The organism is Oceanicola sp. D3 (genome assembly GCF_006351965.1).
In the GTDB taxonomy this organism is placed as follows: Bacteria; Pseudomonadota; Alphaproteobacteria; order Rhodobacterales; family Rhodobacteraceae; genus Vannielia.
Window position 1 is genome coordinate 1,119,570 of record NZ_CP040932.1, and the last position, 26,052, is coordinate 1,145,621.

The window sequence follows — 26,052 nt, forward strand, 5'->3', positions numbered from 1 at the left end:
CTCGGGTATTTTCGCGCCAAAGATGGCCCGCCCAAGGGCCGTCGCAGCGCCACGCAAGGGAAAGCCGCCATGTCCGCCAACAAACGTATCGTCCTGTCCAGCGACCACGCCGCTATTGCGCTGCGCCAGAACATCGCCGCCCATGTTGCCGGGAAAGGCTGGGAGGTTGTCGACATCGGGCCCACCACGCCCGAGAGCACGCATTACCCCAAGCACGGGCAGGCGGCGGCGCGTCAGGTGGCTTCTGGCGATTGCGCTCTGGGTATTATCCTGTGTGGCACCGGGCAGGGCATCATGATGGCTGCCAACAAGGTGCCCGGCGTGCGCTGCGGTGTCTGCGCCGATACCTTCTCGGCCCGGATGATCCGCCAGCACAACGACGCCAACATCCTCTCCCTCGGTGCCCGTGTGGTGGGCGAGGGGCTGGCTCTCGATATCGTCGATGCCTTCCTCGACGCGGAGTTTGAAGGCGGCCGCCACGCTACGCGGGTCGAGATGATTGAAGGGCCTGAAAGCTGAGGCAGGGAAGGGGCTGATCGCACCCTGAAGTCACCGCCGAACAAGCGGCGGTTTCCGGTCAGTGCGCGAACCAAAGCGCGCCTAATCGCTCGAAGCATTGCATCCCGGCCGTATGCCCGCCGGGACGTTCCGCACCAGCTTCAAACCGCTGGTTAGCGCGAGTAGCAGCGCGATTTGGCGCCGCCTCCGGCGGGCGAGCACACCCATCGGCTCGAGCCAGCCACCACCACACGGTTGGGCCGTCGGGCCGGGTTGGGGTTGGCGCGCGCCAGCCAGTCAAACCGGGCTGCGCCCTTGCCGCCGACCGTGTGCCGCTGTGTCACCTTAACCTGCGGTAGCCTGACGGCTGCCGGGTCCGCTTGTGCTTCGGGGGGCATCGCCACCGCGCCGGCAAGCGCCAGTGCAGCACCTGCCACCACGGAGTTCATCCGTCGGAAAGCCTTCATAGTCTGCTCGTCCCTCAATCCATCCGCGGTCCGGCCCCATGAGCGGGCCCGTCCAAAGATTTTTTCATTGCCGCAGAAACTCATTTAAAAACGCTTAAGGATCAAGTGCGGCACGAGCAGGGCAAGGAACAGGCAGTAGAAGTTTCACTCCCGCCAGAGCGGCGGGAGGCGCAAAAGATGTGGGGTTTCAGTGCAGTGAGTCCCGGCGGCGGAAACCCGCCGCCTTAGGCCTTATTCGAGGATCTGGTTCTTAATCCGCCAGTCCGGCAGGCCGAATCCCTCTGGCCACGGGTGAACTTCGCGTTGGTTGAAGTAAACAACACCGACGAGACTGGGATATTCGGAGAGTTCCTGACGCACCGCATCGCGCCAATTGGATACATAGACTTCGTCACCAACATAGCCGAGTTCAGCCACCACCACGGGCTTGCCATAGGCTGCGGCGCGCTCGTAGCGCGGGGCGAAGATATCGGCAAAGCTGCGATCTCCGCCCTCCCTCGCTTGATCCCATGCCTGAAGCCCGAACACGGTGAGGCCGACAAGATCGGCGTAGTCATCGCCGGGGTAATATTCCGTCATCGCCTCGTCGCCGAGAGGGGACCACATGACAGTAATGTTGGGCGCACGGCTGCGGCAGAGGTCAATCATTTGCCGATAGGCCGATATAAAGGCCTCGGGCTCCCAGTCTGACCAGATGAACTGCCCGCTCTCGTCATCCATCTCATGCATGAACCGCAGCGTGACCGGGCTGCGCAGGGTGGCGAGCACATCGCAGACCGCTGTTATGTTGCCATCATAAAGCCCCTCCGAGATGCCGTTGCGCAGGTAGCGGGCGCTGTTGCGTTCATCGCGAGACCAAGTCCACGGCTCCAGCGTGACAAGCAGCGCGCGCTCCCGGGCGAGGGCATAATCATCGGCCATGTTGAGCGACGGCAGAAAGACATCTTCCCAAGGCAGGAAGAGATGCTCAATCACCACCTCCGCGCTATCGCCATAGTCGCCGTCCGGGTCGTAGACACCAAACGGGAGGGTGCCCGGGGGCACGTCCTGAGCAGCCGTTGGCGCGGCGGTCAGCAACAAAGAGAGGGCTCCGGCAAGTGTTGTCGCGCTGTGCTTAATCATGACTATCTCCCTTGGGCGTGGCGCGTGCGCCTGCCTCCTTTGTTACGTGTCCTCAATCCGTCCAACCGAAGCGAAAGCGCAGCCTCTGCGTGCCGGGCCCGCCCATTCCGGCCCCGGCAACCGAATACTCCGCTTGCACAAGTCTTAGCGGCTCCAGCCCATAAGCCAGCGCCTCCACGCCGTCCCCCGCCCTCATCACCAGCGCCGCTACGCTAAGCGCGATGACGGTCGAGACGGTAGCGAGTTGGCCGGGAAAGGCAGAAATCTGGTTGCGCAGCGGAATGCCGTTTTCGCGCATGTGGCGGTGCAGGGCGACGGCCAGCAAGGCGCAGTAGATGCCCGCGTTGAGCAATGCCAGCAGGTAGAAGCCCCGGGCCTCGGTCAGACCGTCGATCGACAACACCGGAAGCACGGCCACCAGGGCCAATACCGCATAGACGCCAATAACCCGCCCCGGCAGCTTCGCCGTGGCCGCTGCCCCCTTCGGCGTGATGCGAAAATCCACGAACCGGCCCGAAAGCCTGTCAGCCACGGCCATGGCGCAGCCCCAAAGCACCCAGGGCCATTGCAGAAATGGAAAGAACAGCCGCTCCCAGCTGAACACCCGCGAGTCTGCCGGGCGCAACACCCCGTCGCGCCGCATCATGAAGGCAAAGGCCAGCATCACGGCGGCGGGTGGCAGGATATGGGCAAGGAAGGCCGGATAGGTGACATCGGCAATGCGCATATCAAACAGCACGGCAAAGATCGGCACGAGGTAGAGCAACGCCATTGTCAGGGCAAAGATCGCATACCAGCTCTGGCATAGCAAAAAGAGAAACTTCAGCCGCAATGGCAGCGCGGAAAGGTAGCGGGGCGTATGGCGCAGGAGCAGCGAGGTCAGGCTACGCGACCATTGAAACTCCTGCGTGACCACATCGGGCAGGTTTGCCGGCCCGTCGCCGATGGCAATCGCATCCACCGCATGCACCCCACGCCAGCCGCCTGCGGCAAGGATCATCGTGGTGGAGTGATCTTCAGCCAGTTCCGGGCCCAACCCGCCTACGGCCTCCAGCGCGCGGGTCCGCACCGCATAATGCGAGCCGATACACATGGGCGTCAGCAGCCGGGTGTAGCCACATTGAAAGCCTCCATGAAAGCCCGCCTCGGCATGGAGCCGGGTGCGTGCTGCCCAGCTTTCGGAGGCATTCGCCGCGCAGATCGAAGGGGCCGAAACATAGCCCACCGCCGGATCCGCAAAGGGCCGCAGCATCTCGCGCAGGTAGCCGGGCTGGGGCACGTGATCGGCATCGAGCTGGGAGACTACGTCATAGGCCTGATAGCCGTATTGGTCGTAGAAATAGGCGAGGTTGCCCTCCTTGCACCGCGTGCGGCGGGGCCATTCGGTGCGATGATACTCCGCCAGGCCCTCGCGCGACGAAATGCGCACACCCCGCGCCGCACACCAGGCCCGGGTTTCGGCATCGGGCGCTTCGTCGGCCAACCACGTGTCATGCGGGTAGTCTTGTGCCAGCATCGCTTCCAGCGTGGGGCGGAGCACGGAGAAGGGCTCTGCAGGCGTTTTTGTCACCACCATGGCCACCCGCCACTGGCCCGGCTGCGGAGCGGGCGCAACAGATCGGCTGGCAAAGTGAAAGACCGTCAGGAAGTAGAGCTGCATCGCAAAGATCCAGCCCATGGAAAGGGAAACAACCCAATACCGCAGCGGCTCGATCATATGCCCTGAAGAAAGCCACCAAACCCAGAACCATCCTGCCGAAGCCACCCAGAGCAGCGTCACGGCCAAGTAGGCCATACGCCGCCGGGGCGAGCCGATCAGCGGAGCGAGCATGGCGTTCCGCAGGGGCGTATGTGCGGCCTGTGTCACCTCACGAGGCACCACCACCGGCTGCCGGCCTTTGTCGGGCCCGCTCGGAGACCATATGGGCGATCATACGTTGCAGGCCCTCCTCAAAAGAGACCGTGGGGCGCCAGTCCAGCAGCTCTTGAGCGCGGGAAATATCAGGGCATCGGCGCAGTGGATCATCCTGCGGCATGGCCCGCCATGTCAGTTCCGACTTCGAGCCAGTTGCGGCCAGCACCAGCGCAGCAGCATCCGAAATGCTGCGCTCATCGGGATTGCCGAGGTTGACCGGCGCAGAGCCCACCTCATCGTTGGCCATCAGCCGCATCAGCCCCTCTACGAGGTCGTCGACATAGCAAAACGAGCGTGTCTGGCTTCCGTCCCCATTGATGGTCAACGGGGCTCCGTCGAGGGCCTGATCAATGAAGGTGGAAACAACCCGCCCGTCGCCCGCCTGCAACCTCGGGCCGTAGGTGTTGAAGATCCGCGCAATCCGAACCTCCACACCATGCCGCGCCGACATCTCGTAAAACAACGTTTCAGCAGCGCGCTTGCCCTCATCGTAGCAGGCCCGTGGGCCCGTCGTGTTTACATTGCCATGGTAGCTTTCTGGCTGCGGGCTAACGGTGGGGTCGCCATAAACCTCGGAGGTGGACGACTGCAAAATCCGTGCGCCTTTTTCACGGGCCAGTTCCAGCAGGTTCAATGCACCCCAGACGGACGTTTTGAACGTGTGTATCGGGTCTTCCTGATACTTCAGCGGAGAGGCCGGGCTGGCGAGGTTGTAAATCTCGGCCACAGGGCCTTTGACGATGGCAGGCTCAATTACATCATGCCGCCGGAACTGAAATCGCGGATGGCTGGCCAGATGGGCAATATTGTCCATGCTGCCTGTCATCAGATTATCCAGACACAGCACGGAATGACCTGCGTCTATCAATCGGTCACAGAGGTGCGAGCCAATGAACCCGGCACCACCGGCAACGATGATGCGGCGTTCTCGCACCCCTACAGAAGACAGCGAAGTGGCCGAAGGCCCTTTTTGAATATGTGTCACAGTTATCCCCCCAGATAATTCCCCAAAAACGGGGATCCGAACCGCCGGAAACCATGAAAGCCAAGCTCTTCGTTCACAATCTGGACGTGCCAAGCATCACCAGCACGTCCTCTCTTCGAAGGCTCAGGAGAAGGACTATAGCAAGTTTTCGCTGATCAAGGTGGCTTTGCTGCGGACGCTGAGACAACAAAAATGTGTGGTTGGATAATTTTGTTTAAATTTAGAGCATTAGTGGATTCTGGAAATGAACCACCTGTCCAAAAGAACAGGTCCGAAGACGCCAGCTCCACACGCTGAGGTGGTGCCAAATTGGAACTTTTTCTTCAGGGTTGTGGTGCTTTTTGCTCAACACAAAAACCGAGTGATTCGGCCGGGTTAGGGGACTCTAGGCCAGAAACGACCACGGCGGACGTCTCCAAATCGAGCATGGGTTGCCTAAAATCCACCGCAAGGAGCCGATCCAGAAGACCAAGGGCTTGACGAGCCACCTCATCGGTTTGGAAAAACGCGCCCGTCGCATGGTGCACGACCGGTTCGGCCCTAGCCGGCCTAATCGACCAGCCCTGCGCACCAAAGCAGACGGATTCCCACAAAGCTACGACCTACGAGCGGAGGCAGGAAATCACCAAGGGGGGAAATGGTGGAGCCTAGGGGAAACCCCGGAAGATCACCAAGTCCCTGTTACTGAACACTAAATCAGTGTGGTGTTGCGTTGTGTGTCACACCTTGTGTCACACTCCGGGTGGCGTCAAGTATTCCTCGGCTCGCTACGACATGTGAAGCACAAGCCTCCCAGTTGCGGGGCTTGAAATGTTATGGAGATCATTACAATATCTAGTATTGGTTCGGTGAATTATTCCAAGGAATTGGGGCATGCGGCTTAAGACAGTTCAAATTGACCACTTCAAGCATGTGCTGAACTCGACGCCAGTTGAAATACAGCCGGATATCACCTGTCTTGTTGGCAAGAACGAGAGCGGTAAGACGGCCTTTCTCGAAGCCTTGCGGAGATTGAAGCCTGCTCAGGGGGGCGTGAATTTCAGCATAGGCAAGCACTACCCCGCTTGGCTTGAGAAAATGCACAAACGGCAGGGCAAAAACCTTGAACAGTCAAGGCCAATCCAGACGGTGTTTGAGTTGGAAGATGACGACATGGCGGCGGTCAGCGCTGTCTTTGGCGAGGGTGTTCTGACCTCGCGCGAATTCAGGGTGAACCGCCGCTACGACAACCTCTACAATCACGGGTTCGAGGTAGACGAGGCCGTAGCCGTCGCCAACGCCGTCGAAGATATTGACCTACCCAAGAAGGTTGCAACGGTAGCCGCCGGAGCAAAGACCTTTGCCACGCTTATTAAGTCGATAGCAACCACGGCTGAGGAGAACGGTGAGGACCAGCAGGTTCAGACCGCCTGCACCGCTCTAAACGAGGCCGTGAAAAAACTGCTGCCTGAGGAAACGAGTTTCACAGCCCGGGTCTGGCAACTGCTCTTTGCCCGCGTGCCCAAGTTCTTCTTCTACTCAGACTACAGCCGCCTCCCCGGGAGGGTGCGCATCCGTGAACTCCTTGAAGCTGACCCCGAGACCTTGGACGAGAACGATCAGACAGCACTCTCCCTGCTTCAACTGGCTGGCAGCGATCAGGAGTATTTGCTGGACCCGGACTATGAAACACGCAGGCGCGAGCTTGAAAACGTGGCGAACGCCATCTCTCAGGACGTGCTCCAGTACTGGACCACGAATACTGACCTGCGCGTCCTGATCGACATTTCGCAGGAGACCGAGCAGCGGAAGGACGGGCAACATGCCGTCCATGACGAGATGCACGTGAGGATGTATGACAACCGGCACATGCTCTCGTTGCCCTTCGATGAGCGGTCATCAGGGTTCCAGTGGTTCTTTTCTTTCCTGACTGCCTTCTCGCGCTACGAGTATGACAACACACCGGTCATCATCCTGCTTGACGAGCCTGCCCTCGGGCTCCACGCCAAGGCCCAAAAGGATTTTCTGCGCTTCATTGAGGAACGGCTGTCGAAGCGCTGTCAGGTGATATATACCACGCACTCGCCCTTCATGATCCAGCCCGACCACCTTGAGCGGGCGCGGCTGGTTGAAGACAAGGGCCGTGAAACCGGTTCCATCACGACCTCGGACGTGTTGACGACCGACAGCGATACGCTGTTCCCGTTGCAGGCCGCGCTCGGTTACGACATCGCCCAACACCTCTTCATCGCCAAGGACAACCTCGTAGTTGAGGGGCCGTCAGACTTCCTCTTCATGCAGGCCATCTCGGAGCGGCTAATTGAGGACGAGCGCGATGGGCTCGACAAACGCTGGTCCATCATGCCGCTGGGTGGTGCTGACGTGATCCCGGCATTTGTCGCGCTCTTGGGCAACCACCTTGACGTTACAGTGGTTGTCGACGCTCGGAAGGAGGGTCACCAAAAGCTCACCGCCCTCGCCAAGGCGGGCTTCCTCGGAGAGAAGCGGATCATCACCATAGGCGAGGTTGCCGGGCGGAAGATGGCCGACATTGAGGACCTGTTCGCCAAAGACGACTATGTGGCGCTCTACAACGCTGCGTTTGGCAAGAAGGTCAAGACGGCGGACCTCAAGGGCACTGACCCCATTGTGCGTCAGATCGCCCGCCATGAGGGCGTGGAGCGATATGACCACAATGCCCCGGCGGAGGTTTTGTTGCGAGAACGCGCCAAGCGAGTTGCGGCGTTGTCGGACGAGACGTTGGATGCCTTCGAGGCGCTGTTCAGACGCATCAACGAGACCCTTGGTTAGTTGCCATGTCGACCATGCACTTCGACACGCTGGTCCACGATGAACTGTCATGCGAAGTGACAAGGCGCACAGACGCGCAGTTCACGGGTATCCTCAAGTACCGGACATTCGAGACTGGGGAGTTCGTTGGTCCTGATGCGAGCAGCATCGCGCAGCAGTTCTGGGCTGTCTGTGAACTCATAGATGAAGGCGGCCAAGTGCGGCACGGGATCATCATGATGGGCTACCACGATGGAACGAATAAGGGGGATGTTCTGCTGGTGGACGGTGAGGTGATCGGTGACTGGGCAATGGAGGAGCATGACGACTTGAGTGCATTCACCGCCAACGGTTCTTCGGAGGTAACCCTGATGGCACCATCTGCTTGGTTGCTCCACGACAGCATCGCAAGCTGGGTTAGGGGTGCTGGAGGAGAAGAGGGGTAGAAGGCACAATTCGCCAGACCCGGCACGGCAGACCCAATTTCACGGCACATTTTTGCGAGGGGGTATCTATCCTTCCCCGCGAACCATGTTCCCCCATAGGCCCCCTTTGGGCCTGTATCCGGGCAGGGGGAGTAAACCCGAAGAACTCGGTTGCGGTAGAGGAGTGGACAGCATGACAAGTGGAAGCGGCAGGCGGCTCAAGGGCTTCAAGGAACATCTGGCAGAGATTGAGGCGCAGCGGAGCACCCGCACAGTGTTCTACCACTTCGACACCTCAGACCGCGTTGCTGAGGTTGTCATTCGCCTCCTGTTGAACGAGGCGAAGCCCTATGTGGACTTGGGCAAGGGGCGGGCAATCATGCACCACAAGGCGCATGTCCGGAACACTCAGGATCACCTTCATTTTCGAGTTAAGGGCACGAACTTCGCTGCCATAAACAAGGATGGTTCGGCCCACGACAAAAGCCATGGCGTCCAACTGCAAAAATGGGCGATGGACGGCATGAGGCGGCACTATCCCGGTTTCCATATCCCCGATGACGGGTTGATTGAGAGTATCTTTGCTGAGGACTTAGTATTGCTGACCGAGGCACAGGATCACGGTCGGGTGCTCTTGTCTCCAGAAGTGCAACGCGACGCTGAGGAAGCTGTCAGGCCAACAAGATCGTAACTGCACCGGCCCCTTGTGACACTCACAACGAACGTTGACATTTGCAACACAGCCTGCCATGCAGCCTCAAGGTACGATCTGCCAGCGAGGCGTGAAGATGCAGGAATATGTTGTTTACAAACGGGTCAGCACCCAAGAGCAGGGGCGCAGCGGGTTGGGCTTGGAGGCTCAGGAGCGTGACATCGGCCTTTTCCTCGACGGGTTCAGCGAGGTGCCTTACGCGGTGGTGGCAACCTTCACGGACATCCTGAGCGGGGCGGACAGCGACAGGCCGGAACTTACGGCTGCACTAGACGTCTGCCGGAAGACTGGCGCGACCCTCCTAGTCAGCAAATTGGACCGGCTCTCGCGCAAGGTATCAGCCATTGCTGCGCTGATGGACGACAAGCGACTGACCTTCCGTGTCGCTTCCATGCCATACGCCGACAAGTTCCAGCTTCATATCTACGCTGCCTTGGCTGAACAGGAGCGGGAGTTCATCTCAATGCGCACCCGGGCCGCGCTTGCCGAGGCAAAGGCTAAGGGCAAGAAGCTGGGCGGACTTCGAGACAAGACGATGAAGCGGAACGCGGTCATTCAGGCGAACGCCGCTGCACGTGCTGACAAAGTGGCTGGGATTATCGAGCCGCTGCGGGAGGCCGGGAAGCCGCTCCGAGAGATTGCAGATCACCTGAACAAGGCCCGAGTTGCCACAGCGAGGGGCGGGCAATGGCAAGCATCACAGGTGAAGCGTGTTCTAGATCGCCTGAGTTCAGCAGAGTAGTTCACACGGGAGATGAGCCGTTGAGTTTTTGGGCCGTACAGAGCCCTCAGGGTGCTCCGGGTGTCTCGGCTCACAAAAGAGCCAGATGGCAGCTAGGCGGGGCTCTCCGTTAATCTGCGGGCAACCAGAAAGCAATGGCCTCAGGGTTATCGGCCACGCCGTGGCTCCTCGGTCGGAAGATGTCGCAGTGCGGGCGAGGTTTGTCGGCCTGACTAATTACGCTGGGCGGGTGTTGCGCCGTACGTTTTCACGCAACCCATTCCTTATTTTACCCAGTAGTGGGGAACCGGGGGGGCTTAGGGCCTCCCAGGCCATAGGTTGGAGGGCCAATGTACACGACTGTTATGTAGCTTCGGTCAGTGTGATAGTGGGATCCTGGCCATAGGTGTCATGAAATGCAGCCTGCATGACCTGGACTATTTCTTCCTTGTGCTGTGCGGCAATGATGAAGCTGTCATGCACGGGCAACACTGGCACGCCTTTTGCAGCGAAGTGCAGCATGATCTGCTCAGCCATGTCACTGTCCTCGCGTTGCAGGTAAAGCCCGATCCCAGTTCCGAAGACACCCGGCAACATGGGGAAGGCCGCCACTACTGCCTTCTGAAACTCCTCAGCAGTCATGCCGTGTGCGTCACAGTCGAAGTTGCGCGGCTCCTTGGTACCGCTACTGCCTGCGTTTAGTAGGGCTAGAAACGTGGTCTTGGCATGGTCGCGTAGTTGCTCACTAGCGGTGATGCCCGGCACAAGGGCGTAGGGGTCAGGCGGGATATCTAGTCCGGCATTGGCGAACAGCATCGCCGGGTGCAGACCCTTGAAGTCAGCTTCGACTGTGGACTGCCCGTCCATAGTTATGAAGGGCCGCAGGTATTTCTTGACGTGCTGCCACCAGCCGCCGTAGAAGCGCCCCCCTTGCTCGAAACTACCGTTGTTGAAGACGCGGTAGAGGGCGGTTCTCTCCCCACTGTACTTGTCATCGAAGTCGGTCAACGGTTGGGTCGCTCGGGTTGTGGCGATGTCGGTGCCATCTAGCAGATCATTCAAGCGGCGCAGGTTGGCACGCATCGATAGCGTCTCGAGCGTGTCGGTGTATGGGGTCAGTCGACCTTTGGTATCTTTGAGCCTAATGACCTCATCCCGCGCGCCGATGGTAAAATCACTGGCGGTAATGCTCTGCAAAGGCAACAGGCCGCACGCTGCTTCGGTCAGGGCATAGCGCGCCGTCTCGCTGTAGTCCTTCTGTCGATGTCCAGCCTTGACCTTCCAAACAAGTCCGCAATCTTGCAGCAGCCCAAGGGCGCGCCGATGATATTGGACTGACATGAAGCCGGGTCGATATCGCACCTCCTGTTGTAATGGCCCCTTGCTGCTTGAAATACCCACCGTCAGGCCTGCGTCCACAGTGCGGACCCGCATGAGGTTCAGCAAAATCGCGCGCAGGCAACCGACGAACTTGCCCTGTTCGACTGGGCTTGGTTTGCGTTGGAAGCCTCGCATCCAGTGGTCACGTAGGTCGTTGAGAACTGCTGTGAGCTCAGCGCTAGCCAAAGCGCTGGATAACTCAAGGTACGGCTCGAACGCCCATGACCGAACGCCCCTTTGATCGGGGCAATCGTCCGGGTCCACACCGAACTGTGCAAGGATGCCGTTGCCGGGGTTCTTCATTCTCCGCGCACCATGTAAGTGTCACCAAACGCCATGGCGCGTCCTTAGCACAGACACAACATGTTGTGCCATTTTGCTTAATCCTCCTCTAAAGAGATAAGAACGCCTACGACCACCACATATTGTGGTGGGCGGTGCGGCGCGAGGTGCCAATGTCATGCTGACATCTGTTTGCTTTCGGGGTCGCTTTGCTTTGATCCGGCGTAGAAGTTAGTTGAGGCGTCTAGTAAACTAGGGGCACCTCAATCATCAGCCTGTGCCACCAGAGAATTTGTGGTAGCCCGCAGGCTCTAGATCTCTAGTCCTTCCCCACCCGGAACAACTCCACCGCATCCCTTGTCTGTTCGATGGTGTAGCCGTCCTTCATGTAGACCTGATGCGTCACCCCTTCGCGCTCATGGCCGATGATGAACTGTATGCGCTCAGTGGGTACATCAGCATGGCCCAGCCGAGTTGCGAAGGTGTGGCGCAATCCGTGGAATACGTGCGCTTCGGTTTTGATACCAAGGGTCTGCGTAAAGGTCCGGTTGAACCACTTGCTGAGGCTCCCGCCGTAGCCGTGCTTGGGGTGGTAGCTGTAGTCCGGGAACATCTTCTCCTGACCTGTCGCCTGTTGCTGCTGGTGGTAGTCCAAAAGCCCGAGTTCGATGAGTTTGCTGTGGATCGGAACCCTGCGTTTGGCAGCGGAGGACTTGAGGCGTTTGTGGGCATCACCTTCATCGTTGAAGTCGAACACCCAAATCCCCTGTACCTCTTTTATGTCGTCAACTTGCAGTTGGCAGACCTCGTTCAGCCGGGCACCTGAGAACATGGCAATGAGCGTTGCCCAGCGATGGCTGGTCTTCTTGTAGAACGCACCCTGCCGATCAGTGAGCGCCGCGTATGCCTTCGCCAGAGCGTCTTGCGCGAACGGCTTCCGTTCCTTTGAACCGTGCCCCTTGGCGCTCACTGTCATGCTCTGGAACAGTGCCTCCGGGGCGTAGTCATGCTTCTCCGCCCAATCCCAGAAAATCTTGAATGCGCTCAGGTGAGCGTTCACCGTGGCGTTGCTAATCCGGGGCAGCCCTTCAACCCTGACGGCATCCCGCAGCGACAGCCCACGCAGACGGGACACTTTCGACCGGTTCGCAGGAAGCGACAGCAGGGCCTCTTTCAACTCCGCTGCATCCCGCTTGCTGATCTTCGCCATGGACCTCTCCGGCCCGAACCACTCGACTGCGATGGCGAGCATGGCACGGCGCTTCTCGACTGTGCCGTGTGTCCAGTTCGCGGACTTCTCATGCACCCGGAAGAACGTCTCCACGGCTTCATTTATGCCGGGGTAGCCCGTTGCATCCTCCGGGGCGTCAGGGGCGCTCACAGCGGCGCTCATCGGCTCCGTGAAGTCGTAGGTCTCTAGCCCCTCAGCATACTGCAAGAGCGCCTTGTACGCGCCAATCCGGGCCTTCCTGATTTCATCCAGCACCCTTGGGATGTGGTCCCGGTACTGTTCCACCGGCAGATCGGTTGCGGCGAAGAACGCGTCGAGTTCCGCCCGTGCATTATCCGAACCCATGAGATGCCAGAACTCGCGGTTCCCGTCTTCAAGCATTGAGACAGACTGCGAGACGCCTTGCTTCTCGGTGTCGGTCAGTGGACCTCCGGCGTCGATCCGCCGCTTGCCGTCCTCAAGCTGTGCCCGGAAATAATCCCTGACCTTAGACCTCAGCTTTCCGTGATCCATGACCGACTTCTTGACCAGTTGTTCTGCCTCAACTCCACAGACTGCAAGATGCCGGGCAAGCATGCCAGCCCGCTTCGGACATCTCGTGTGAAGTGAGATGCGAACGCTGCTGCGGGGGGCTAGGTGGTCGGAACTGGGTATCGGCCAACGGAAGTAAAAGATGCCGTGCCGGGAGACAGAAAGGTAGGTTGCTAGCTGCATTGTGTGTCACACCTGTGTGTCACACCGCTCTAGTGTTCCGCTACCGCGTTGAACTGTAAAGGGATGGTGGAGCCTAGGGGAGTCGAACCCCTGACCTCTTGCATGCCATGCAAGCGCTCTCCCAACTGAGCTAAGGCCCCGGTGAGGCGGACGTTTAGGGAATCGCGGCGGGGGGATCAAGCGAAAACATCGCCACCCGCCACATTTCCCGACGTCGCCTCAGCTCTCTTCTTCGTCAGACGCAACGTCGGCGATATCGTCGAGCGACACATCGTCGTCGTCGTCATCTTCCAGAACGTCATCGCCGAGATCGACATCGCTGTCGTCATCATCATCGTCGTCGAGCACGGCGATATCGGCATCTTCTTCCTCAGTCTCCACAGACTTCGGATCAGGCTTGTCGCCCTTCAACGCAGAGCGGGCCTTGCTGCCGGTATCCAGCACCACGACTTCGCCGGTGTAGGGGCTTACGATCGGGTCTTTACCCAGATCATAAAACCGCTTGCCGGTGGTCGGGCAGACGCGCTTGACGCCCCATTCTTCCTTAGGCATCGAAATCCTCACATGCTTCGGGGTTCGAGCGGGGCCAATGCCATGCCCCGGCGGGCCTGTAAAGGGGGTATCGGCCTTTCTTGCCGGGCGGCGGCGGGCTAGGTTGGTGCAGGGCAAAAGAGGCAGGGGCATGGGCAAGATCACATTGCCGGGGCAGGGGTCGGGCGAGGCCGAGGTGGAGGTTACGCTGCGGCGCTCGGCGCGCGCGCGGCGATTGTCGCTCCGGGTGTCAGGCGTTGATGGCCGAGTAACGCTCACCATGCCGCGCTTTGCGCCCGAGCGGGAGGCCCGCAGCTTTGCGGCCGAGAAGGCCGGATGGATCCGCGACAGGCTGGCCGAGCAGGCCCCCTTTGTGCCAGTGGAACTGGGCGCGGAGCTGCCGGTTGAGGGGGTGCTGCGCCGTATCGAGGCTGCGCCGGTGCGGCGAATAAGCCTTGAGGCTCAAACGCTTTTGGTGCCCGAAGGGGCCACCCGCCTGCCCGCACGTCTTGGGGCCTTCCTGCGCGAGATCGCCCGCGAGCGCCTTGCCGAAGCCTCAAGCCGCCACGCCGCCGCGCTGGGGCGCCCCCACGGCCGCATCACCCTGCGAGATACCCGCTCGCGTTGGGGCTCATGCAGCCATGAGGGCAACCTGATGTACTCGTGGCGGCTCATCCTCGCCCCGCCGGAGGTGCTCGACTATGTCGCCGCCCATGAGGTGGCCCATCTTGCCCATATGGATCACTCACCGCGCTTCTGGGCCGTCTGCGCCCGGCTTTGCCCCGGCTATGAGGCACCGCGCCGCTGGCTTCGCCAAGAGGGTGCGGCGCTTCACCGCTATGGCTTCAAGGGATAGCCGTTTGCCGTTGACGGGCCGCAGATTCGTGATCACGGTTGCGCCATGCTAATCCAACCGCCCCCCGCAGATGCCGCCCCTCCCAGCCGTGGTGCTCCCGCGCCCTCCGGTGCCGCGACCGCCGCGCATGACCGCGTCTACCGCGCCCTGCGTACCCGGATCATGCATGGCGAGCTTCTGCCCGGCCACGCCCTAACCCTCCGGGGTGTCGGCAAAGAGTTTGGCGTGTCGATGACACCGGCACGGGAGGCAGTGCGGCGGCTGGCAGCGGAAGGGGCGCTAACGCTCTCGGCCTCGGGCCGTGTCTCCACCCCGGTGCTGACGAATGACCGGATCGAGGAACTGGCCGCGATTCGTGCGCTGCTGGAGCCCGAGCTTGCCACCCGCGCCCTGCCTCGCGCCCATATCGCGCTGATCGAGCGGCTGGAAGCGGTCAATGCTACAATCGCCGAGGTCACGGCGCGGGGCGATGCGGCGGGCTACATTCGCGCCAATCTGGAGTTTCACCGCACGCTTTACCTGCGGGCTCAGGCCCCGGCGATGCTGGCTCTGGCCGAAACCGTCTGGCTCCAGCTGGGGCCGACCATGCGGTTGCTCTATGACAGGCTGCGGCGCACCGAGGTGCCGCGCCACCACCGGCTGATCGTGGCGGCGCTGAAGGCGGGCGACGAGCCGGGCCTGCGACTGGCGGTGCGCTCGGATGTAACGGGCGGCCTGCGGATGCTGGCCAGCTGAGGGCGCGGGCGGCGCTCAGAGGCTCCGCAGCATGCCCTGCATCTCAAGCGCGGAGATGCCCAGCGAAGCGGCCAGCCGGGCCAGAAAGCCCTTTTCCGAGTGGCTGATCGTGCCATCCGACACAGTCACCATCAGCGCCCCGCGCATCAGGGTTTCGCGCTGTCGGGCATCCAGCCCCTCACCGAAAGCCTTGAAGTCATCGTCCGAAACCTTGGTGCCCGCCATCCCGATGAGCTGCTCGATCTGGTCGGGCGAGTAGGCTGAGCCGGTCAGTTTTTCGCTGGCGAAGGCGATCAGCTTCACCTCTTCCGGGTCCACCACGCCATCGGCCTTTGCCGCATGGCACATCACGTCCAGCACCCGCTGGGCAAAGCCGCCCGCGCCTGTCATCGCATTGCGGCGACGGCGGCGCCCGGCGGCACGGAGCATCTTGAGCAGGCCGAACAGCCCGAAGGTTGCGCCAAGAGCGGCAGAGCCGGCGAAGCCTGTCACAAGCTGGGCGGTCTGCATTTTTGGCTCGGCGGGCAGGCCTGCGGGCACGTCGCCGGCCGCAATCATCCGCTCCAGCCGGGCGGTATCGACCGGAACGAACCGCTCACCATTGCAACCGTCATAGGAAAGCGCGTAGCCGTTCATGCTGCGCCAGAACCCGATCTGAAAGATGTGATGCTTGGTGCTGAGGTGGCATAGCGCCATTGCATTGCCGTTGCCCGAGCTGATGTTCGTCGGTGCGACGAAGTGCAACTGCTGGCTCTCCATCCAGATCGCCCCACCGCCACGGCGGGCCTGGGCTTCATCCGAACTGGCCGTCAGGGCCAGGGCGGCGGTAGCCGCAACTATCCCGAACTTGCGCATCGACATGTCCTCTCGCTTTACTCAACAATCCGGGCTCTTTGGCCCATTCCTTGCCATAAGCGTTAACAGCCGATTTGGGCGGGCGTGGGGCGCAACTTGAGCACGAAAAAGGCCGCGGTGCTGCCACCGCGGCCCTGTTTCAGCGGGGATGTGCCTCAGGCGTGAATGGCCCCATCGCCACAGGCCAGAGCGCTCTCGCGCACGGCTTCGGAGAAGGTCGGATGGGCGTGGCAGGTGCGGGCCACGTCCTCTGCGGAGGCTCCAAACTCCATCGCCACACAGATCTCGTGGATCAGCTCACCCGCCGAGGGGCCGATGATGTGGCAGCCGAGGATGCGGTCTGTTTCCTTGTCGGCGAGCATCTTCACGAAGCCCTCGGCCTGGTGCACCGACTTGGCCCGCGCGTTGCCCATGAAGGGGAACTTGCCAACCTTATAGGCCTTGCCCTTCTCCTTCAGCGTCTCCTCGGTTTCACCCACGCTCGCCACCTCTGGCGCAGTGTAGATGACGCCTGGAATGAGCCCGTAGTTGATATGCGGCTTCTGGCCCGCCAGCATCTCGGCCAGCGCGGTGCCTTCGTCCTCGGCCTTGTGGGCGAGCATCGGGCCGGGGATCGCGTCACCGATGGCATAGACGCCCTTCACGGCGGTCTGGAAGTGGTCATCCACCTCGACCTGCCCGCGCTTGGTCATCTTCACGCCCAGCTCGTCCAGTCCCAGCCCGTCGACGTAGGGCTTGCGGCCCGTGGCCACCAGCACCGTGTCGCACTTCAGCTCATGGGCACTCTCGTCCTTGCGCAGCTTGTAGTGCACCGTGGCCTTGCCGCCCTTGGTCTCCACCTTGTTGACAGCGGCCCCCATCACAAAAGAGAGCCCCTGCTTCTTCAGAATCTTCTGGAAGTTCTTGGCCACCTCGGCATCCGCGCCGGGGGTGATCGCATCGAGGAACTCCACCACCGTCACCTTGCTGCCAAGCCGGGCATAAACCGAGCCAAGCTCCAGCCCGATCACCCCGCCGCCGACCACGACCATCTCACCGGGCACCTTGCCCAGCTCCAGCGCGCCGGTGGAGCTGACAACCGTCTTCTCGTCAATCTCCACCTCGGCACCGGGGATGCTCGCAGGTTCGGAGCCGGTGGCGATGATGATGTGCTTGGCCTCATGCACCTCGTCACCCACCTTCACCTTGCCCGCCTCGGGGATGGAGCCCCAACCCTTCAGCCAGTCGATCTTGTTTTTCTTGAACAGAAACTCGATGCCGCCGGTGTTCTGGTCCACCGTCTTTTGCTTGTAGGCCAGCATCTGCTTCCAATCGACGCTGGGGCTTTTGCCCTTCAGCCCCATCTCGGCAAAGTTGTGCTCCGCCTCATGCAGCATGTGGCTGGCGTGAAGCATGGCCTTGGACGGGATGCAGCCGACGTTGAGGCAGGTGCCGCCCAGCGTCTCGCGGCCTTCGACAACGGCCGTCTTCATGCCCAGTTGGGCGCAGCGAATGGCGCAGACGTAGCCGCCGGGGCCGGCGCCGATGATGATCACGTCATATGCAGACATGGGGTCTCCTTTGCGGGGGTGTCAGGGGGCGTTGCCGCCCTCGGGCAGCGGTGTGCCCTGATGAAAGCGGGCCTGCCACCCATCGGGCGTTTCGGCCCAGAGGGTGGAGCGGGCGGCCCATTGGGTCTCGTCCGGGTAGCGGGTCTCAGAGGTATAGGTAACAAGCGCCACGCCGGGGGCAACCTCACGCGCCTCAAGCCCGTGTAACGCAACCTTTGAAGGGCGGCCCTCCGAAGTATCCGTCAGCAGCTCTTCGCGGGTATAGCGGCGGCCCGAACGCGCCAGCTCAAAAAAGTCGGGCGCCAGAAGCCGCTCAATCTCGGCTCGGTCATAGCCCGAAGCGGCCGACCAGATCGCCTCTTCCAGCGGGGGAAGCGCGGCAAGATCGGTCATCGCGCCACCTCTCCTGCAAGCGCGCCACTGCGAAAGAGGTGCCATGCAAACCACGCCAGTGCGATGGTCGCGGTCACTTCCACTGCCGAAATCACGCTGACCAGCGGCGCAAACCAAAAGCCCGCCGCTGCTGCCATGGTCGCGCGGATCAGCATCAACAGGAAGCCGCAGAGCAGCCACGTGAGCGGCAGCACCACGGCCCGCCGAGCGGGCAGGGCGGCGGAGAGGGCCAGCAGGGTGAGGGCGGGCAGCATGGCCAGCACGGCGAAGATCAGCAGCCACGGCTGAAAGCCGCCGCCCGAAAAGGTGCCAAGCGCCAACACGCCCGAGGTAGAGACCAGCCCTAGCGTAAACCCGCCACGGCGCAGGGCATCGGCGGTTTCGGGTGCAAAGGCGAGGGTTTCGGCGCGTGTGAGGAGGGTCATGGGGCAAGCTCCATCATATCTGCGCTACAGGATGGGCAGTGCAGCGCTTCCGCCGATTTGCGGAACGGGCCAACCTTGAACAGCCTTTTGCGCCGTTCTCCTGCGGGTGTTCGCTCGTTGAGATACTTCACCTCGCCGGAAAAACCGCAGGCCGCGCAGGTAAGGGTTGTTGGAGTGAGCCAGGCCATCGCGCTTTCTACCGGTGGGTTTCGCCCACCCTACAGAGTCCTGCAGGGTGGGCGAAACCCGCCATGCCTCAGAGGTCCATCAGCAACCGGCGCGGGTCTTCCAGCGCCTCTTTGACCCGCACGAGGAAGGTCACGGCGCCTTTGCCGTCAACGATGCGGTGATCGTAGCTGAGCGCGAGATACATCATCGGGCGGATCACGATCTCACCGCCCACAACCATCGGCCGCTCCTGGATCTTGTGCATCCCAAGGATGCCCGACTGCGGTGGGTTCAGGATCGGCGAAGACATCAGCGAGCCGTAGACGCCGCCGTTGGAGATGGTGAAGGTGCCGCCCTGCATCTCGGCCATCGACAGCTTGCCGTCACGGGCGCGGGCGCCTTTCTCGGCAATCGCCTTCTCGATCTCGGCAAAGCTCATCGCATCGGCGTTGCGGATCACTGGCACAACAAGGCCCTGCGGCGTGCCCGCAGCAATGCCCATGTGCACGAAGTTCTTGTAGACGATGTCGGTGCCGTCGATCTCGGCGTTCACCTCCGGCACCTCACCCAGCGCATGTACGCAGGCCTTGGTGAAGAACGACATGAAGCCCAGCTTCACGCCATGCTTCTTGAGGAAGAGGTCTTTGTACTCGTTCCGCAGCGCCATCACCTCGGTCATGTCCACCTCGTTGTAGGTGGTCAGGATCGCGGCAGTGTTTTGCGCGTCTTTCAGGCGGCGGGCGATGGTTTGGCGCAGGCGCGTCATCTTCACCCGCTCTTCGCGTGCCTCGTCCTCGGCGGCAACAGGGCCGCGCGGCGGGGAGGCGGGGGCGGGCGCGGAGGAGGAGGCCGAAACGCCGGCCTGCACGGCCTTCATCACGTCCTCCTTCATGATCCGGCCATCCTTGCCGGTGCCCTTCACGTCGCTCTCCGAAAGGCCTTTCTCTGCCATCATCTTGTTGGCCGAAGGCGCGTTTTCCACATCGGCGCCCTTGGCGGCGGTGGCCGCTTCGGGGGCCTTGGGCGCGGCTTCTTTCTTGCCGCTTTCGGCGGGCTTCGCCGAGGAGGAGCCACCCGAGGCCCCGCCCATCACCGCAAGCTTGCCGCCCGCCTCAACAGTAGAGCCCTCTTCGGCGATGATCTCGGTGATCGTCCCGGCGGAGGGGGCGGGCACTTCAACGCTCACCTTGTCGGTTTCCAGCTCGCAAAGCATCTCGTCGGCTTCGACGCTGTCACCCACCTTCTTGAACCATGTCGCCACGGTTGCCTCGGTAACGCTTTCACCCAGCGTCGGCACCATAACGTCCACGCTTTCGCCGCCGGCATCACCGCCAGCGCTCTCGGCAGGCGCGGCCTCTTCGGCTTTCGGCTTCTCGGCCTTGGGCTCTTCTTTCGCGGGGGCGGCGCCTTCGCCACCCTCGGAAATGGTTGCCAGCAGCGCATCAACGCCCACCGTCTCGCCCTCGGCGGCGACGATCTCGCCCATCACGCCAGCGGCGGGGGAGGGCACTTCAACGGTGACCTTGTCGGTCTCCAGCTCGCAGAGCATTTCATCGGCGGCAACAGCATCGCCCGGCTTCTTGAACCAGGTGGCAACGGTGGCCTCGGTGACGCTTTCGCCCAGAGTGGGCACGCGGACTTCGGTGCTCATTGATCAGTTTCCTTCAATTCCGAGCGCCTCGTTCACGAGGGCTTCCTGTTGTGCTTTGTGCTGCGAGGCGAGGCCGGTGGCCGGAGAGGCCGAGGTGGCCCGTCCAACATAGGCTGGGCGACCGTACTTTGCCTTGATCCGGCCCAGCACCCATTCGATGTTCGGTTCGATATAGCTCCACGCGCCCTGGTTCTTGGGCTCTTCCTGGCACCATACCATCTCTGCTCCCTTGAACCGCTCCAGCTCCTTGACGAGGCTGATCGCGGGGAAGGGGTAAAACTGCTCGACACGCAGCAGGTAGACATCGTCGATCCCGGCAGCATCGCGCGCTTCGAGCAGATCGAAGTAGACCTTGCCCGAGCACATCACCACGCGGCGGATATTGTCGTCGGCCACCAGCTTGGTGTCGGAGTTGCCATGTTCGGCGTCATCCCACAGCACCCGGTGGAAGCTGGACCCGGTGGTAAACTCTTCCCGCCGGCTCACCGCCATCTTGTGCCGCAACAGCGACTTGGGCGTCATCATGATGAGCGGCTTGCGGAAGCTGCGGTGAATCTGGCGGCGCAGGATGTGGAAGTAGTTGGCCGGTGTCGTGCAGTTGGCGACGATCCAGTTGTCTTGCCCGCACATCTGCAAGAAGCGCTCCAGCCGCGCCGAAGAGTGCTCCGGCCCCTGGCCCTCGTAGCCATGCGGCAACAGGCAAACGAGGCCCGACATCCGCAGCCACTTGCTTTCACCCGAGCTGACGAACTGGTCGAACATGATCTGCGCGCCGTTGGCAAAATCGCCAAACTGCGCCTCCCAGAGCACCAGCGCATTGGGTTCGGCCAGCGAGAAGCCGTATTCGAAGCCCAGCACCGCATACTCCGAGAGCATGGAGTCGATCACCTCATACCCGGCCTGACCGGCGCGGATATGGTTGAGCGGATAGTAGCGCTCTTCCGTCTCCTGATTGACGAAGGCCGAGTGGCGCTGCGAGAAGGTGCCGCGCGTGCTATCCTGCCCGGCGAGCCGCACCGGGTAGCCCTCGGTGAGCAGCGAGCCAAAGGCCAGCGCTTCGCCGGTCGCCCAGTCGATGCCCTCACCCTTTTCGATCATCTGAGCCTTGGCGCCCATCATCCGCTGCACTGTCTTGTGCAGCGCATAGCCCTCGGGCGCGGTGGTCAGCGCCTTGCCGACCTCGGTGAAGGTCTCTTCGGCAATCGCCGTCTCGCCGCGCTGATACTCTTCGCCGCGCCGGTCGAGGTGTGACCAGCGGCCATCCAGCCAGTCAGCCTTGTTGGGCTTGAAGTTTTTCCCGGCTTCAAATTCGTCATTCAGGTAGCTTTGGAAGGCCGCCTTCATGTCTTCGATCTCGCCCTCGGGAATGAGGCCATCCTTCACCAGCCGCTCGGTGTAGAGGCTCAGGGTCGTTTTGTGGCCCTTGATCCGCTTGTACATGATCGGGTTGGTGAACATCGGCTCGTCGCCTTCGTTATGGCCGAAGCGGCGATAACAGAAGATGTCGAGCACCACGTCCTTGTGGAACTTCTGGCGGAACTCGGTGGCCACCTTGGCGGCATGCACCACGGCCTCCGGGTCATCGCCGTTCACGTGGAAGATGGGCGCCTCCACCATCAGCGCGATGTCGGTGGGGTAGGGCGAGCTGCGCGAGAAATGCGGCGCGGTGGTGAAGCCGATCTGGTTGTTCACCACGATATGGATGGTGCCGCCGGTGCGGTGGCCGCGCAGGCCGGAAAGGCCAAAGCACTCGGCCACCACGCCCTGGCCGGCAAAGGCCGCATCGCCATGCAGCAGGATCGGCAGCACCTGGGTGCGCTCCTTGTCGCCCAGCTGGTCCTGCTTGGCGCGCGCCTTGCCCAGCACCACCGGGTTGACCGCCTCAAGGTGGCTGGGGTTGGCGGTGAGCGAAAGGTGCACGCTGTTGCCATCAAACTCACGGTCCGAGGAGGCGCCAAGGTGATATTTCACGTCGCCCGAGCCATCCACGTCTTCCGGCTTGAAGCTGCCGCCCTGAAATTCGTTGAAGATTGCGCGATAGGGCTTTGCCATCACATTGGCCAGCACCGAGAGACGGCCCCGGTGGGGCATCCCGATCACGATCTCCTTTACGCCCAGCGAGCCGCCGCGCTTGATGATCTGCTCCATCGCAGGCACCAGCGCCTCGCCGCCATCAAGGCCAAAGCGCTTCGTGCCCATGTACTTCACGTGCAGGAACTTCTCGAAGCCCTCGGCCTCGACCAGCTTGTTCAAAATCGCCTTCCGCCCCTCGCGGGTAAAGGCGATTTCTTTGCCGAGCCCCTCGATGCGTTCCTTCAGCCAGGAGGCTTCTTCGGGGTTGGAGATATGCATGTATTGCAGCGCGAAGGTGCCGCAGTAGGTGCGGCGCACGATGTCGATGATCTGGCGCAGCGAAGCAAACTTCAGGCCCAGCACCTGGTCGATGAAGATTGGCCGGTCCATGTCGGCATCGGTAAAGCCGTAGCTCTTCGGGTCCAGCTCGGGGTGGGGCGTCTGGTCCTGCATGCCCAGCGGGTCGAGATCAGCCACCAGATGGCCACGGATCCGATAGGCGCGGATCAGCATGAGCGCGCGGATGCTGTCGAGCACGGCGGTGCGGATCGCCTCTTCATTCACCGGCGCGGCCTGTGCGCCAGCCGCATCCTTGATCTTCTTCGCGGCGCCCTTGCCCTCGGGCGTGGCCTCTGCCGGCCACTCGCCGGTGAGTGCGGCTGTCAGCTCATCCCCCGGCACCGGCGGCCAATCGCCCCGCGCCCAAGAGGGGCCCTTGGCCTCGGCCTTCACATCGGTCTCGCCGTCACCCAGCTGCCGGAAAAACTCGGCCCATGCGCCATCAACCGAATTCGGATCATCGGCGTATTTGGCGTAAAGCTGTTCGAGGTAGGCGGCGTTATGCCCCTGCATGAAGCTGGAGGCATGGAAAAGGTCGTTGGGGCTTTGGTCGGTCATCTGAGCACCTGACAGGTTGAAGGCCGCAGGCGGAGGAGCCCGCCGGCGGCCAGTTTTGGCGTATGTTGCGCGGCCCTAGCCAATCGCCTTCAGCACGGCTTCACCGAGGCCAGCAGGGCTGTCGGCCACCACGATCCCGGCGGATTTCATCGCTTCGATCTTGTCTTCCGCGCCGCCTTTGCCACCGGCAACAATCGCACCGGCATGGCCCATGCGGCGGCCCGGAGGGGCGGTGCGGCCGGCGATGAAGCCAGCAGTCGGCTTCCAGCGGCCCTTCTTCTTCTGTTCGGCGAGGAACTCGGCGGCCTCTTCCTCGGCGGAGCCGCCGATTTCGCCGATCATGATGATCGATTGGGTCTCGTCATCGTCCAGGAACATGTCGAGCACGTCGATATGCTCGGTGCCCTTGATCGGGTCGCCGCCGATGCCGACGGCGGTGGACTGGCCGAGGCCCGCATCCGAGGTCTGCTTCACCGCCTCGTAGGTCAGCGTGCCGGAGCGGGAGACAACGCCCACCGAGCCGCGCTTGTGGATGTGGCCGGGCATGATGCCGATCTTGCAGGCGTCAGGGGTGATGACACCGGGGCAGTTGGGGCCGATCAGGCGGCTCGAAGAGCCTTCCAGCGCGCGCTTCACCGCCATCATGTCGAGCACCGGAATGCCCTCGGTGATGCAAACGATCAGCTCCATCTCAGCGTCGATCGCCTCAAGGATCGAGTCGGCAGCAAAGGGCGGCGGCACGTAGATGACGGAGGCGTTCGCCCCGGTCTCGTGCTTGGCCTCATGCACCGAGTTGAAGACCGGCAGGTCAAGGTGGCTCTGCCCGCCCTTGCCCGGCGTTACGCCGCCAACCATCTTGGTGCCATAGGCAATGGCCTGCTCGGAGTGGAAGGTGCCCTGCGAGCCGGTGAGGCCCTGACAGATTACCTTTGTGTTTTCATCGACGAGAATGGCCATCGGTGTTTTCCTTGCTTCTGTGTCAGTGCGCCGCCACGGGCGTCTGGGTGTTGTGTGTCATGCTCATCGCGGGATCACCGCGAAGGCGTTGAGGCGAAAGACGCCCGGGCCCATCGAGCCGATCATCACCGCTTCTGGCGGCTCCATCGCGCCTTCAATCACATATTCGCGCCGGTCGTTCCGATGACCCTTGGGGATCATGGCAAAGTGGCCTACGGCTGGCATCTCTTCCAGCACCTTCCCGCCCGAGATCGCAATGCCCTCTCCGCCCGGCGCTAGGTCAAGAAATTCGGCTTCAACCGGTTCCACAGGCTCTTGCCCGGCAATCCCGCCAACCTGCTGCACCATGCAATCGCGCATTTCGCTCTGTGCGCCGTAACGGTATCCGCCGGTCACCAAAAAGTCGCCTTCACCGGTGTGATAGGTAATCCACGAGCCATCTTCGGTTTGCGCAAATACCTGTTCGCCATTAGGCCCGGGCACCTTGGCCACCTCGCGCAGAGCCTCGATCCCTTGCATTGCCGGGCGGCAGTAGGCGTCGAACAGCTCGAAGGCGCGGGGCACATCGACAGCGGCGCTTGCCGGGGCTGCGGTGAGCAGGAGGAGGACGACGGCGCGCATGTCTCAGCTGCCCTCCGGGAAATAGAAACGCACGTCGTTGCTGCCCGTGCCGACGCAGACAGGATCTTGCCCGCCGGAGGTGAGGCCGACGCTCCGGAACCTGCCAATCTTCCAGCCCGCACAGCCCTCAACCTCGGCTTCCATCGGATAAAGACCGGCGGCCTGCAGGAAGTCTTCCAGCAGCACCGCCGCATCACCGGAGGATTGGGCGGTATGGGCGACCGAACAGATTGCGCCGTCCATGTAGAGCGAGACGTAGATGTTTGACTTGGGGTGGCTGATCTCGGCCATGCCGATCTCGGGGTCGGAAAAGACATTCCACCCAGCCACTTCGAACAGGGCCTTTGTCCCATCCTCATCGCCACCGCCCAAAAGGCAGGCCGCCCATGCGCCGCTCTGCGCTTCCGCCCCCGCAGGCTTGGAAAGCTGCCGGGTCATCTTGTGCAGTGCAACGAAGTCATCCGCCGCCACCGGGGTGGCGACGAGGCAGGCGAGGAGGGGGAGGGCGCGGTGCATCAGGGTCGCCCCCCAGACCGCGCAGCCGCTTTGGCAATTTCAGCCTCGCTCGCGGGGTTAACGGTGACCGCTGCGACCTCACTGCCCGGTGTGCCAAGGATCGAAAGCCTCACGCCCCGCCCTTCCCTGAGCCAGATGTCAACCATGACACCGGATCGCAGGGGATAGCCTGACTTGCGATAGCCCTTGCTCTGCAAGTGCGAGTACACGATCGCGTTCGCACGCCGCAAGAAGGGCTGCTCCGAGCCGCGCCCGCCAAGCGCGCCGACACTGAAACGGCAGGATCTGCGATCGTAGTTCAGGGTGGAACTGGTGATGAAGCCTGCCGCGACGCTGGCTGGCGCATCATCCTTGTGCAGACCCTTGTAGTAGAAGTTTCTTGGGTTCTTCTTATATCCGCGCGGCTGAAGATCTGTCAGTACTTTGCTCTCTACATAGGCAAGGCAAGCGTCAGCGAGCAGCGCGATTTCGCCATCCACACGATAGGGTGCCGAGGCACGCCAGCCGTCCCGGGTGCTTGCAGGCCCACCGGCCTGATCGGTGGTCGGAACGCAGGCGCCGAGGCTGAGAGCCCCGGCAAGCATGATTGCGATGAGTTTCACC

24 protein-coding genes and 1 tRNA gene are annotated in these 26,052 nt (G+C 61.9%); 7 read left to right on the forward strand and 18 right to left on the reverse strand.

Going from position 1 to position 26,052, the window contains the following annotated elements; translation table 11 throughout:
* Positions 1-69 precede the first annotated feature (69 nt).
* Positions 70-519, forward strand: coding sequence for a ribose 5-phosphate isomerase B (rpiB, locus tag FHY55_RS05700; RefSeq protein ID WP_140013263.1), 450 nt, complete (start codon positions 70-72; stop codon positions 517-519).
* A gap of 152 nt (positions 520-671) precedes the next feature.
* Here the strand turns inward: rpiB and FHY55_RS05705 are convergent, their stop codons facing one another.
* The 4 genes from FHY55_RS05705 to FHY55_RS05720 form a co-directional block, all read right to left on the reverse strand.
* Positions 672-965 carry a hypothetical protein gene (locus FHY55_RS05705; protein ID WP_210410540.1) on the reverse strand — a complete coding sequence of 98 codons (294 nt, stop codon included), beginning with the start codon at positions 963-965 and terminating at the stop codon, positions 672-674.
* Positions 966-1,196: 231 nt separating this feature from the next.
* Entirely contained in the window at positions 1,197-2,087 is an 891-nt protein-coding gene (locus FHY55_RS05710) for a glycoside hydrolase family 26 protein (RefSeq protein WP_140013265.1), read from the reverse strand.
* A gap of 52 nt (positions 2,088-2,139) precedes the next feature.
* The gene (locus FHY55_RS05715) at positions 2,140-3,918 is read right to left on the reverse strand and encodes a glycosyltransferase family 2 protein (protein WP_140013266.1); all 1,779 of its coding nucleotides are present in this window, start codon (positions 3,916-3,918) and stop codon (positions 2,140-2,142) included.
* Between the two features lie 37 nt (positions 3,919-3,955).
* Entirely contained in the window at positions 3,956-4,987 is a 1,032-nt protein-coding gene (locus tag FHY55_RS05720) for a UDP-glucuronic acid decarboxylase family protein (protein WP_371707413.1), read from the reverse strand.
* 873 nt (positions 4,988-5,860) lie between these two features.
* Between FHY55_RS05720 and FHY55_RS05725 the strand changes: the two genes are divergently transcribed.
* The 4 genes from FHY55_RS05725 (at position 5,861) to FHY55_RS05740 (ending at position 9,635) form a co-directional block, all read left to right on the forward strand.
* Positions 5,861-7,777 (forward strand): ATP-dependent endonuclease, encoded by a 1,917-nt coding sequence (locus FHY55_RS05725; RefSeq protein WP_140013267.1) that lies wholly within the window; start codon positions 5,861-5,863, stop codon positions 7,775-7,777.
* A gap of 5 nt (positions 7,778-7,782) precedes the next feature.
* Positions 7,783-8,202 carry a hypothetical protein gene (locus FHY55_RS05730; protein WP_254695429.1) on the forward strand — a complete coding sequence of 140 codons (420 nt, stop codon included), beginning with the start codon at positions 7,783-7,785 and terminating at the stop codon, positions 8,200-8,202.
* Positions 8,203-8,374: 172 nt separating this feature from the next.
* Entirely contained in the window at positions 8,375-8,872 is a 498-nt protein-coding gene (locus FHY55_RS05735) for a hypothetical protein (RefSeq protein ID WP_140013268.1), read from the forward strand.
* A 97-nt stretch (positions 8,873-8,969) separates the two neighbouring features.
* Positions 8,970-9,635 (forward strand): recombinase family protein, encoded by a 666-nt coding sequence (locus tag FHY55_RS05740; protein ID WP_140016019.1) that lies wholly within the window; start codon positions 8,970-8,972, stop codon positions 9,633-9,635.
* 342 nt (positions 9,636-9,977) lie between these two features.
* Here FHY55_RS05740 and FHY55_RS05745 read toward each other — a convergent pair whose 3' ends face one another.
* The 4 genes from FHY55_RS05745 to FHY55_RS05760 form a co-directional block, all read right to left on the reverse strand.
* Positions 9,978-11,297: a hypothetical protein gene (locus tag FHY55_RS05745; RefSeq protein WP_140013269.1), complete on the reverse strand. Its 1,320-nt coding sequence runs from the start codon at positions 11,295-11,297 to the stop codon at positions 9,978-9,980.
* Positions 11,298-11,595: 298 nt separating this feature from the next.
* Positions 11,596-13,083, reverse strand: a complete 1,488-nt coding sequence (locus FHY55_RS05750; protein ID WP_168222942.1) for a site-specific integrase — start codon at positions 13,081-13,083, stop codon at positions 11,596-11,598.
* A 202-nt stretch (positions 13,084-13,285) separates the two neighbouring features.
* Positions 13,286-13,361, reverse strand: a tRNA-Ala gene (locus tag FHY55_RS05755).
* Positions 13,362-13,440: 79 nt separating this feature from the next.
* Positions 13,441-13,773: a TIGR02300 family protein gene (locus FHY55_RS05760; RefSeq protein WP_140013271.1), complete on the reverse strand. Its 333-nt coding sequence runs from the start codon at positions 13,771-13,773 to the stop codon at positions 13,441-13,443.
* Between the two features lie 130 nt (positions 13,774-13,903).
* Between FHY55_RS05760 and FHY55_RS05765 the strand changes: the two genes are divergently transcribed.
* On the forward strand, positions 13,904-14,608 hold the full coding sequence (locus FHY55_RS05765; protein WP_140013272.1) for a M48 family metallopeptidase: 705 nt from the start codon (positions 13,904-13,906) through the stop codon (positions 14,606-14,608).
* 45 nt (positions 14,609-14,653) lie between these two features.
* A complete protein-coding gene (locus FHY55_RS05770) occupies positions 14,654-15,343 on the forward strand; it encodes a GntR family transcriptional regulator (RefSeq protein WP_140013273.1) in 690 nt (229 codons plus the stop codon).
* 15 nt (positions 15,344-15,358) lie between these two features.
* Here FHY55_RS05770 and FHY55_RS05775 read toward each other — a convergent pair whose 3' ends face one another.
* The 10 genes from FHY55_RS05775 to FHY55_RS05820 all read right to left on the reverse strand — a co-directional run bounded on the left by FHY55_RS05775 (position 15,359) and on the right by FHY55_RS05820 (position 26,051).
* Complete coding sequence (locus FHY55_RS05775; RefSeq protein WP_140013274.1) at positions 15,359-16,204, reverse strand: TerB family tellurite resistance protein; 846 nt, start codon at positions 16,202-16,204, stop codon at positions 15,359-15,361.
* Between the two features lie 149 nt (positions 16,205-16,353).
* Positions 16,354-17,748 carry a dihydrolipoyl dehydrogenase gene (gene lpdA, locus FHY55_RS05780; RefSeq protein WP_140013275.1) on the reverse strand — a complete coding sequence of 465 codons (1,395 nt, stop codon included), beginning with the start codon at positions 17,746-17,748 and terminating at the stop codon, positions 16,354-16,356.
* A gap of 21 nt (positions 17,749-17,769) precedes the next feature.
* The gene (locus tag FHY55_RS05785) at positions 17,770-18,141 is read right to left on the reverse strand and encodes a DUF4440 domain-containing protein (protein ID WP_168222943.1); all 372 of its coding nucleotides are present in this window, start codon (positions 18,139-18,141) and stop codon (positions 17,770-17,772) included.
* On the reverse strand, positions 18,138-18,566 hold the full coding sequence (locus tag FHY55_RS05790; RefSeq protein ID WP_140013277.1) for a hypothetical protein: 429 nt from the start codon (positions 18,564-18,566) through the stop codon (positions 18,138-18,140). The genes FHY55_RS05785 and FHY55_RS05790 overlap by 4 nt, the downstream gene beginning before the upstream one ends.
* A gap of 256 nt (positions 18,567-18,822) precedes the next feature.
* A complete protein-coding gene (gene odhB, locus FHY55_RS05795; protein WP_140013278.1) occupies positions 18,823-20,385 on the reverse strand; it encodes a 2-oxoglutarate dehydrogenase complex dihydrolipoyllysine-residue succinyltransferase in 1,563 nt (520 codons plus the stop codon).
* A 3-nt stretch (positions 20,386-20,388) separates the two neighbouring features.
* Positions 20,389-23,355, reverse strand: coding sequence for a 2-oxoglutarate dehydrogenase E1 component (locus tag FHY55_RS05800; protein WP_140013279.1), 2,967 nt, complete (start codon positions 23,353-23,355; stop codon positions 20,389-20,391).
* A gap of 75 nt (positions 23,356-23,430) precedes the next feature.
* Positions 23,431-24,312: a succinate--CoA ligase subunit alpha gene (gene sucD / locus FHY55_RS05805; RefSeq protein WP_140013280.1), complete on the reverse strand. Its 882-nt coding sequence runs from the start codon at positions 24,310-24,312 to the stop codon at positions 23,431-23,433.
* 63 nt (positions 24,313-24,375) lie between these two features.
* Positions 24,376-24,933 carry a hypothetical protein gene (locus FHY55_RS05810; protein WP_140013281.1) on the reverse strand — a complete coding sequence of 186 codons (558 nt, stop codon included), beginning with the start codon at positions 24,931-24,933 and terminating at the stop codon, positions 24,376-24,378.
* Between the two features lie 3 nt (positions 24,934-24,936).
* Complete coding sequence (locus FHY55_RS05815) at positions 24,937-25,449, reverse strand: hypothetical protein (protein WP_140013282.1); 513 nt, start codon at positions 25,447-25,449, stop codon at positions 24,937-24,939.
* Positions 25,449-26,051, reverse strand: a complete 603-nt coding sequence (locus tag FHY55_RS05820) for a hypothetical protein (protein WP_140013283.1) — start codon at positions 26,049-26,051, stop codon at positions 25,449-25,451. Before FHY55_RS05820 ends, FHY55_RS05815 begins: the two co-directional genes overlap by 1 nt.
* Position 26,052 lies beyond the last annotated feature (1 nt).

Excerpts from the sequence above, each read along its gene's own strand:
- rpiB (WP_140013263.1), top strand. The coding sequence starts at position 70 with ATGTCCGCCAACAAACGTATCGTCCTGTCCAGCGACCACGCCGCTATT.
- FHY55_RS05705 (WP_210410540.1), bottom strand. The coding sequence starts at position 965 with ATGAAGGCTTTCCGACGGATGAACTCCGTGGTGGCAGGTGCTGCACTG.
- FHY55_RS05710 (WP_140013265.1), bottom strand. The coding sequence starts at position 2,087 with ATGATTAAGCACAGCGCGACAACACTTGCCGGAGCCCTCTCTTTGTTG.
- FHY55_RS05715 (WP_140013266.1), bottom strand. The coding sequence starts at position 3,918 with ATGCTCGCTCCGCTGATCGGCTCGCCCCGGCGGCGTATGGCCTACTTG.
- FHY55_RS05725 (WP_140013267.1), top strand. The coding sequence starts at position 5,861 with ATGCGGCTTAAGACAGTTCAAATTGACCACTTCAAGCATGTGCTGAAC.
- FHY55_RS05730 (WP_254695429.1), top strand. The coding sequence starts at position 7,783 with ATGTCGACCATGCACTTCGACACGCTGGTCCACGATGAACTGTCATGC.
- FHY55_RS05735 (WP_140013268.1), top strand. The coding sequence starts at position 8,375 with ATGACAAGTGGAAGCGGCAGGCGGCTCAAGGGCTTCAAGGAACATCTG.
- FHY55_RS05740 (WP_140016019.1), top strand. The coding sequence starts at position 8,970 with ATGCAGGAATATGTTGTTTACAAACGGGTCAGCACCCAAGAGCAGGGG.
- FHY55_RS05745 (WP_140013269.1), bottom strand. The coding sequence starts at position 11,297 with ATGAAGAACCCCGGCAACGGCATCCTTGCACAGTTCGGTGTGGACCCG.
- FHY55_RS05750 (WP_168222942.1), bottom strand. The coding sequence starts at position 13,083 with ATGCTTGCCCGGCATCTTGCAGTCTGTGGAGTTGAGGCAGAACAACTG.
- FHY55_RS05760 (WP_140013271.1), bottom strand. The coding sequence starts at position 13,773 with ATGCCTAAGGAAGAATGGGGCGTCAAGCGCGTCTGCCCGACCACCGGC.
- FHY55_RS05765 (WP_140013272.1), top strand. The coding sequence starts at position 13,904 with ATGGGCAAGATCACATTGCCGGGGCAGGGGTCGGGCGAGGCCGAGGTG.
- FHY55_RS05770 (WP_140013273.1), top strand. The coding sequence starts at position 14,654 with ATGCTAATCCAACCGCCCCCCGCAGATGCCGCCCCTCCCAGCCGTGGT.
- FHY55_RS05775 (WP_140013274.1), bottom strand. The coding sequence starts at position 16,204 with ATGTCGATGCGCAAGTTCGGGATAGTTGCGGCTACCGCCGCCCTGGCC.
- lpdA (WP_140013275.1), bottom strand. The coding sequence starts at position 17,748 with ATGTCTGCATATGACGTGATCATCATCGGCGCCGGCCCCGGCGGCTAC.
- FHY55_RS05785 (WP_168222943.1), bottom strand. The coding sequence starts at position 18,141 with ATGACCGATCTTGCCGCGCTTCCCCCGCTGGAAGAGGCGATCTGGTCG.
- FHY55_RS05790 (WP_140013277.1), bottom strand. The coding sequence starts at position 18,566 with ATGACCCTCCTCACACGCGCCGAAACCCTCGCCTTTGCACCCGAAACC.
- odhB (WP_140013278.1), bottom strand. The coding sequence starts at position 20,385 with ATGAGCACCGAAGTCCGCGTGCCCACTCTGGGCGAAAGCGTCACCGAG.
- FHY55_RS05800 (WP_140013279.1), bottom strand. The coding sequence starts at position 23,355 with ATGACCGACCAAAGCCCCAACGACCTTTTCCATGCCTCCAGCTTCATG.
- sucD (WP_140013280.1), bottom strand. The coding sequence starts at position 24,312 with ATGGCCATTCTCGTCGATGAAAACACAAAGGTAATCTGTCAGGGCCTC.
- FHY55_RS05810 (WP_140013281.1), bottom strand. The coding sequence starts at position 24,933 with ATGCGCGCCGTCGTCCTCCTCCTGCTCACCGCAGCCCCGGCAAGCGCC.
- FHY55_RS05815 (WP_140013282.1), bottom strand. The coding sequence starts at position 25,449 with ATGCACCGCGCCCTCCCCCTCCTCGCCTGCCTCGTCGCCACCCCGGTG.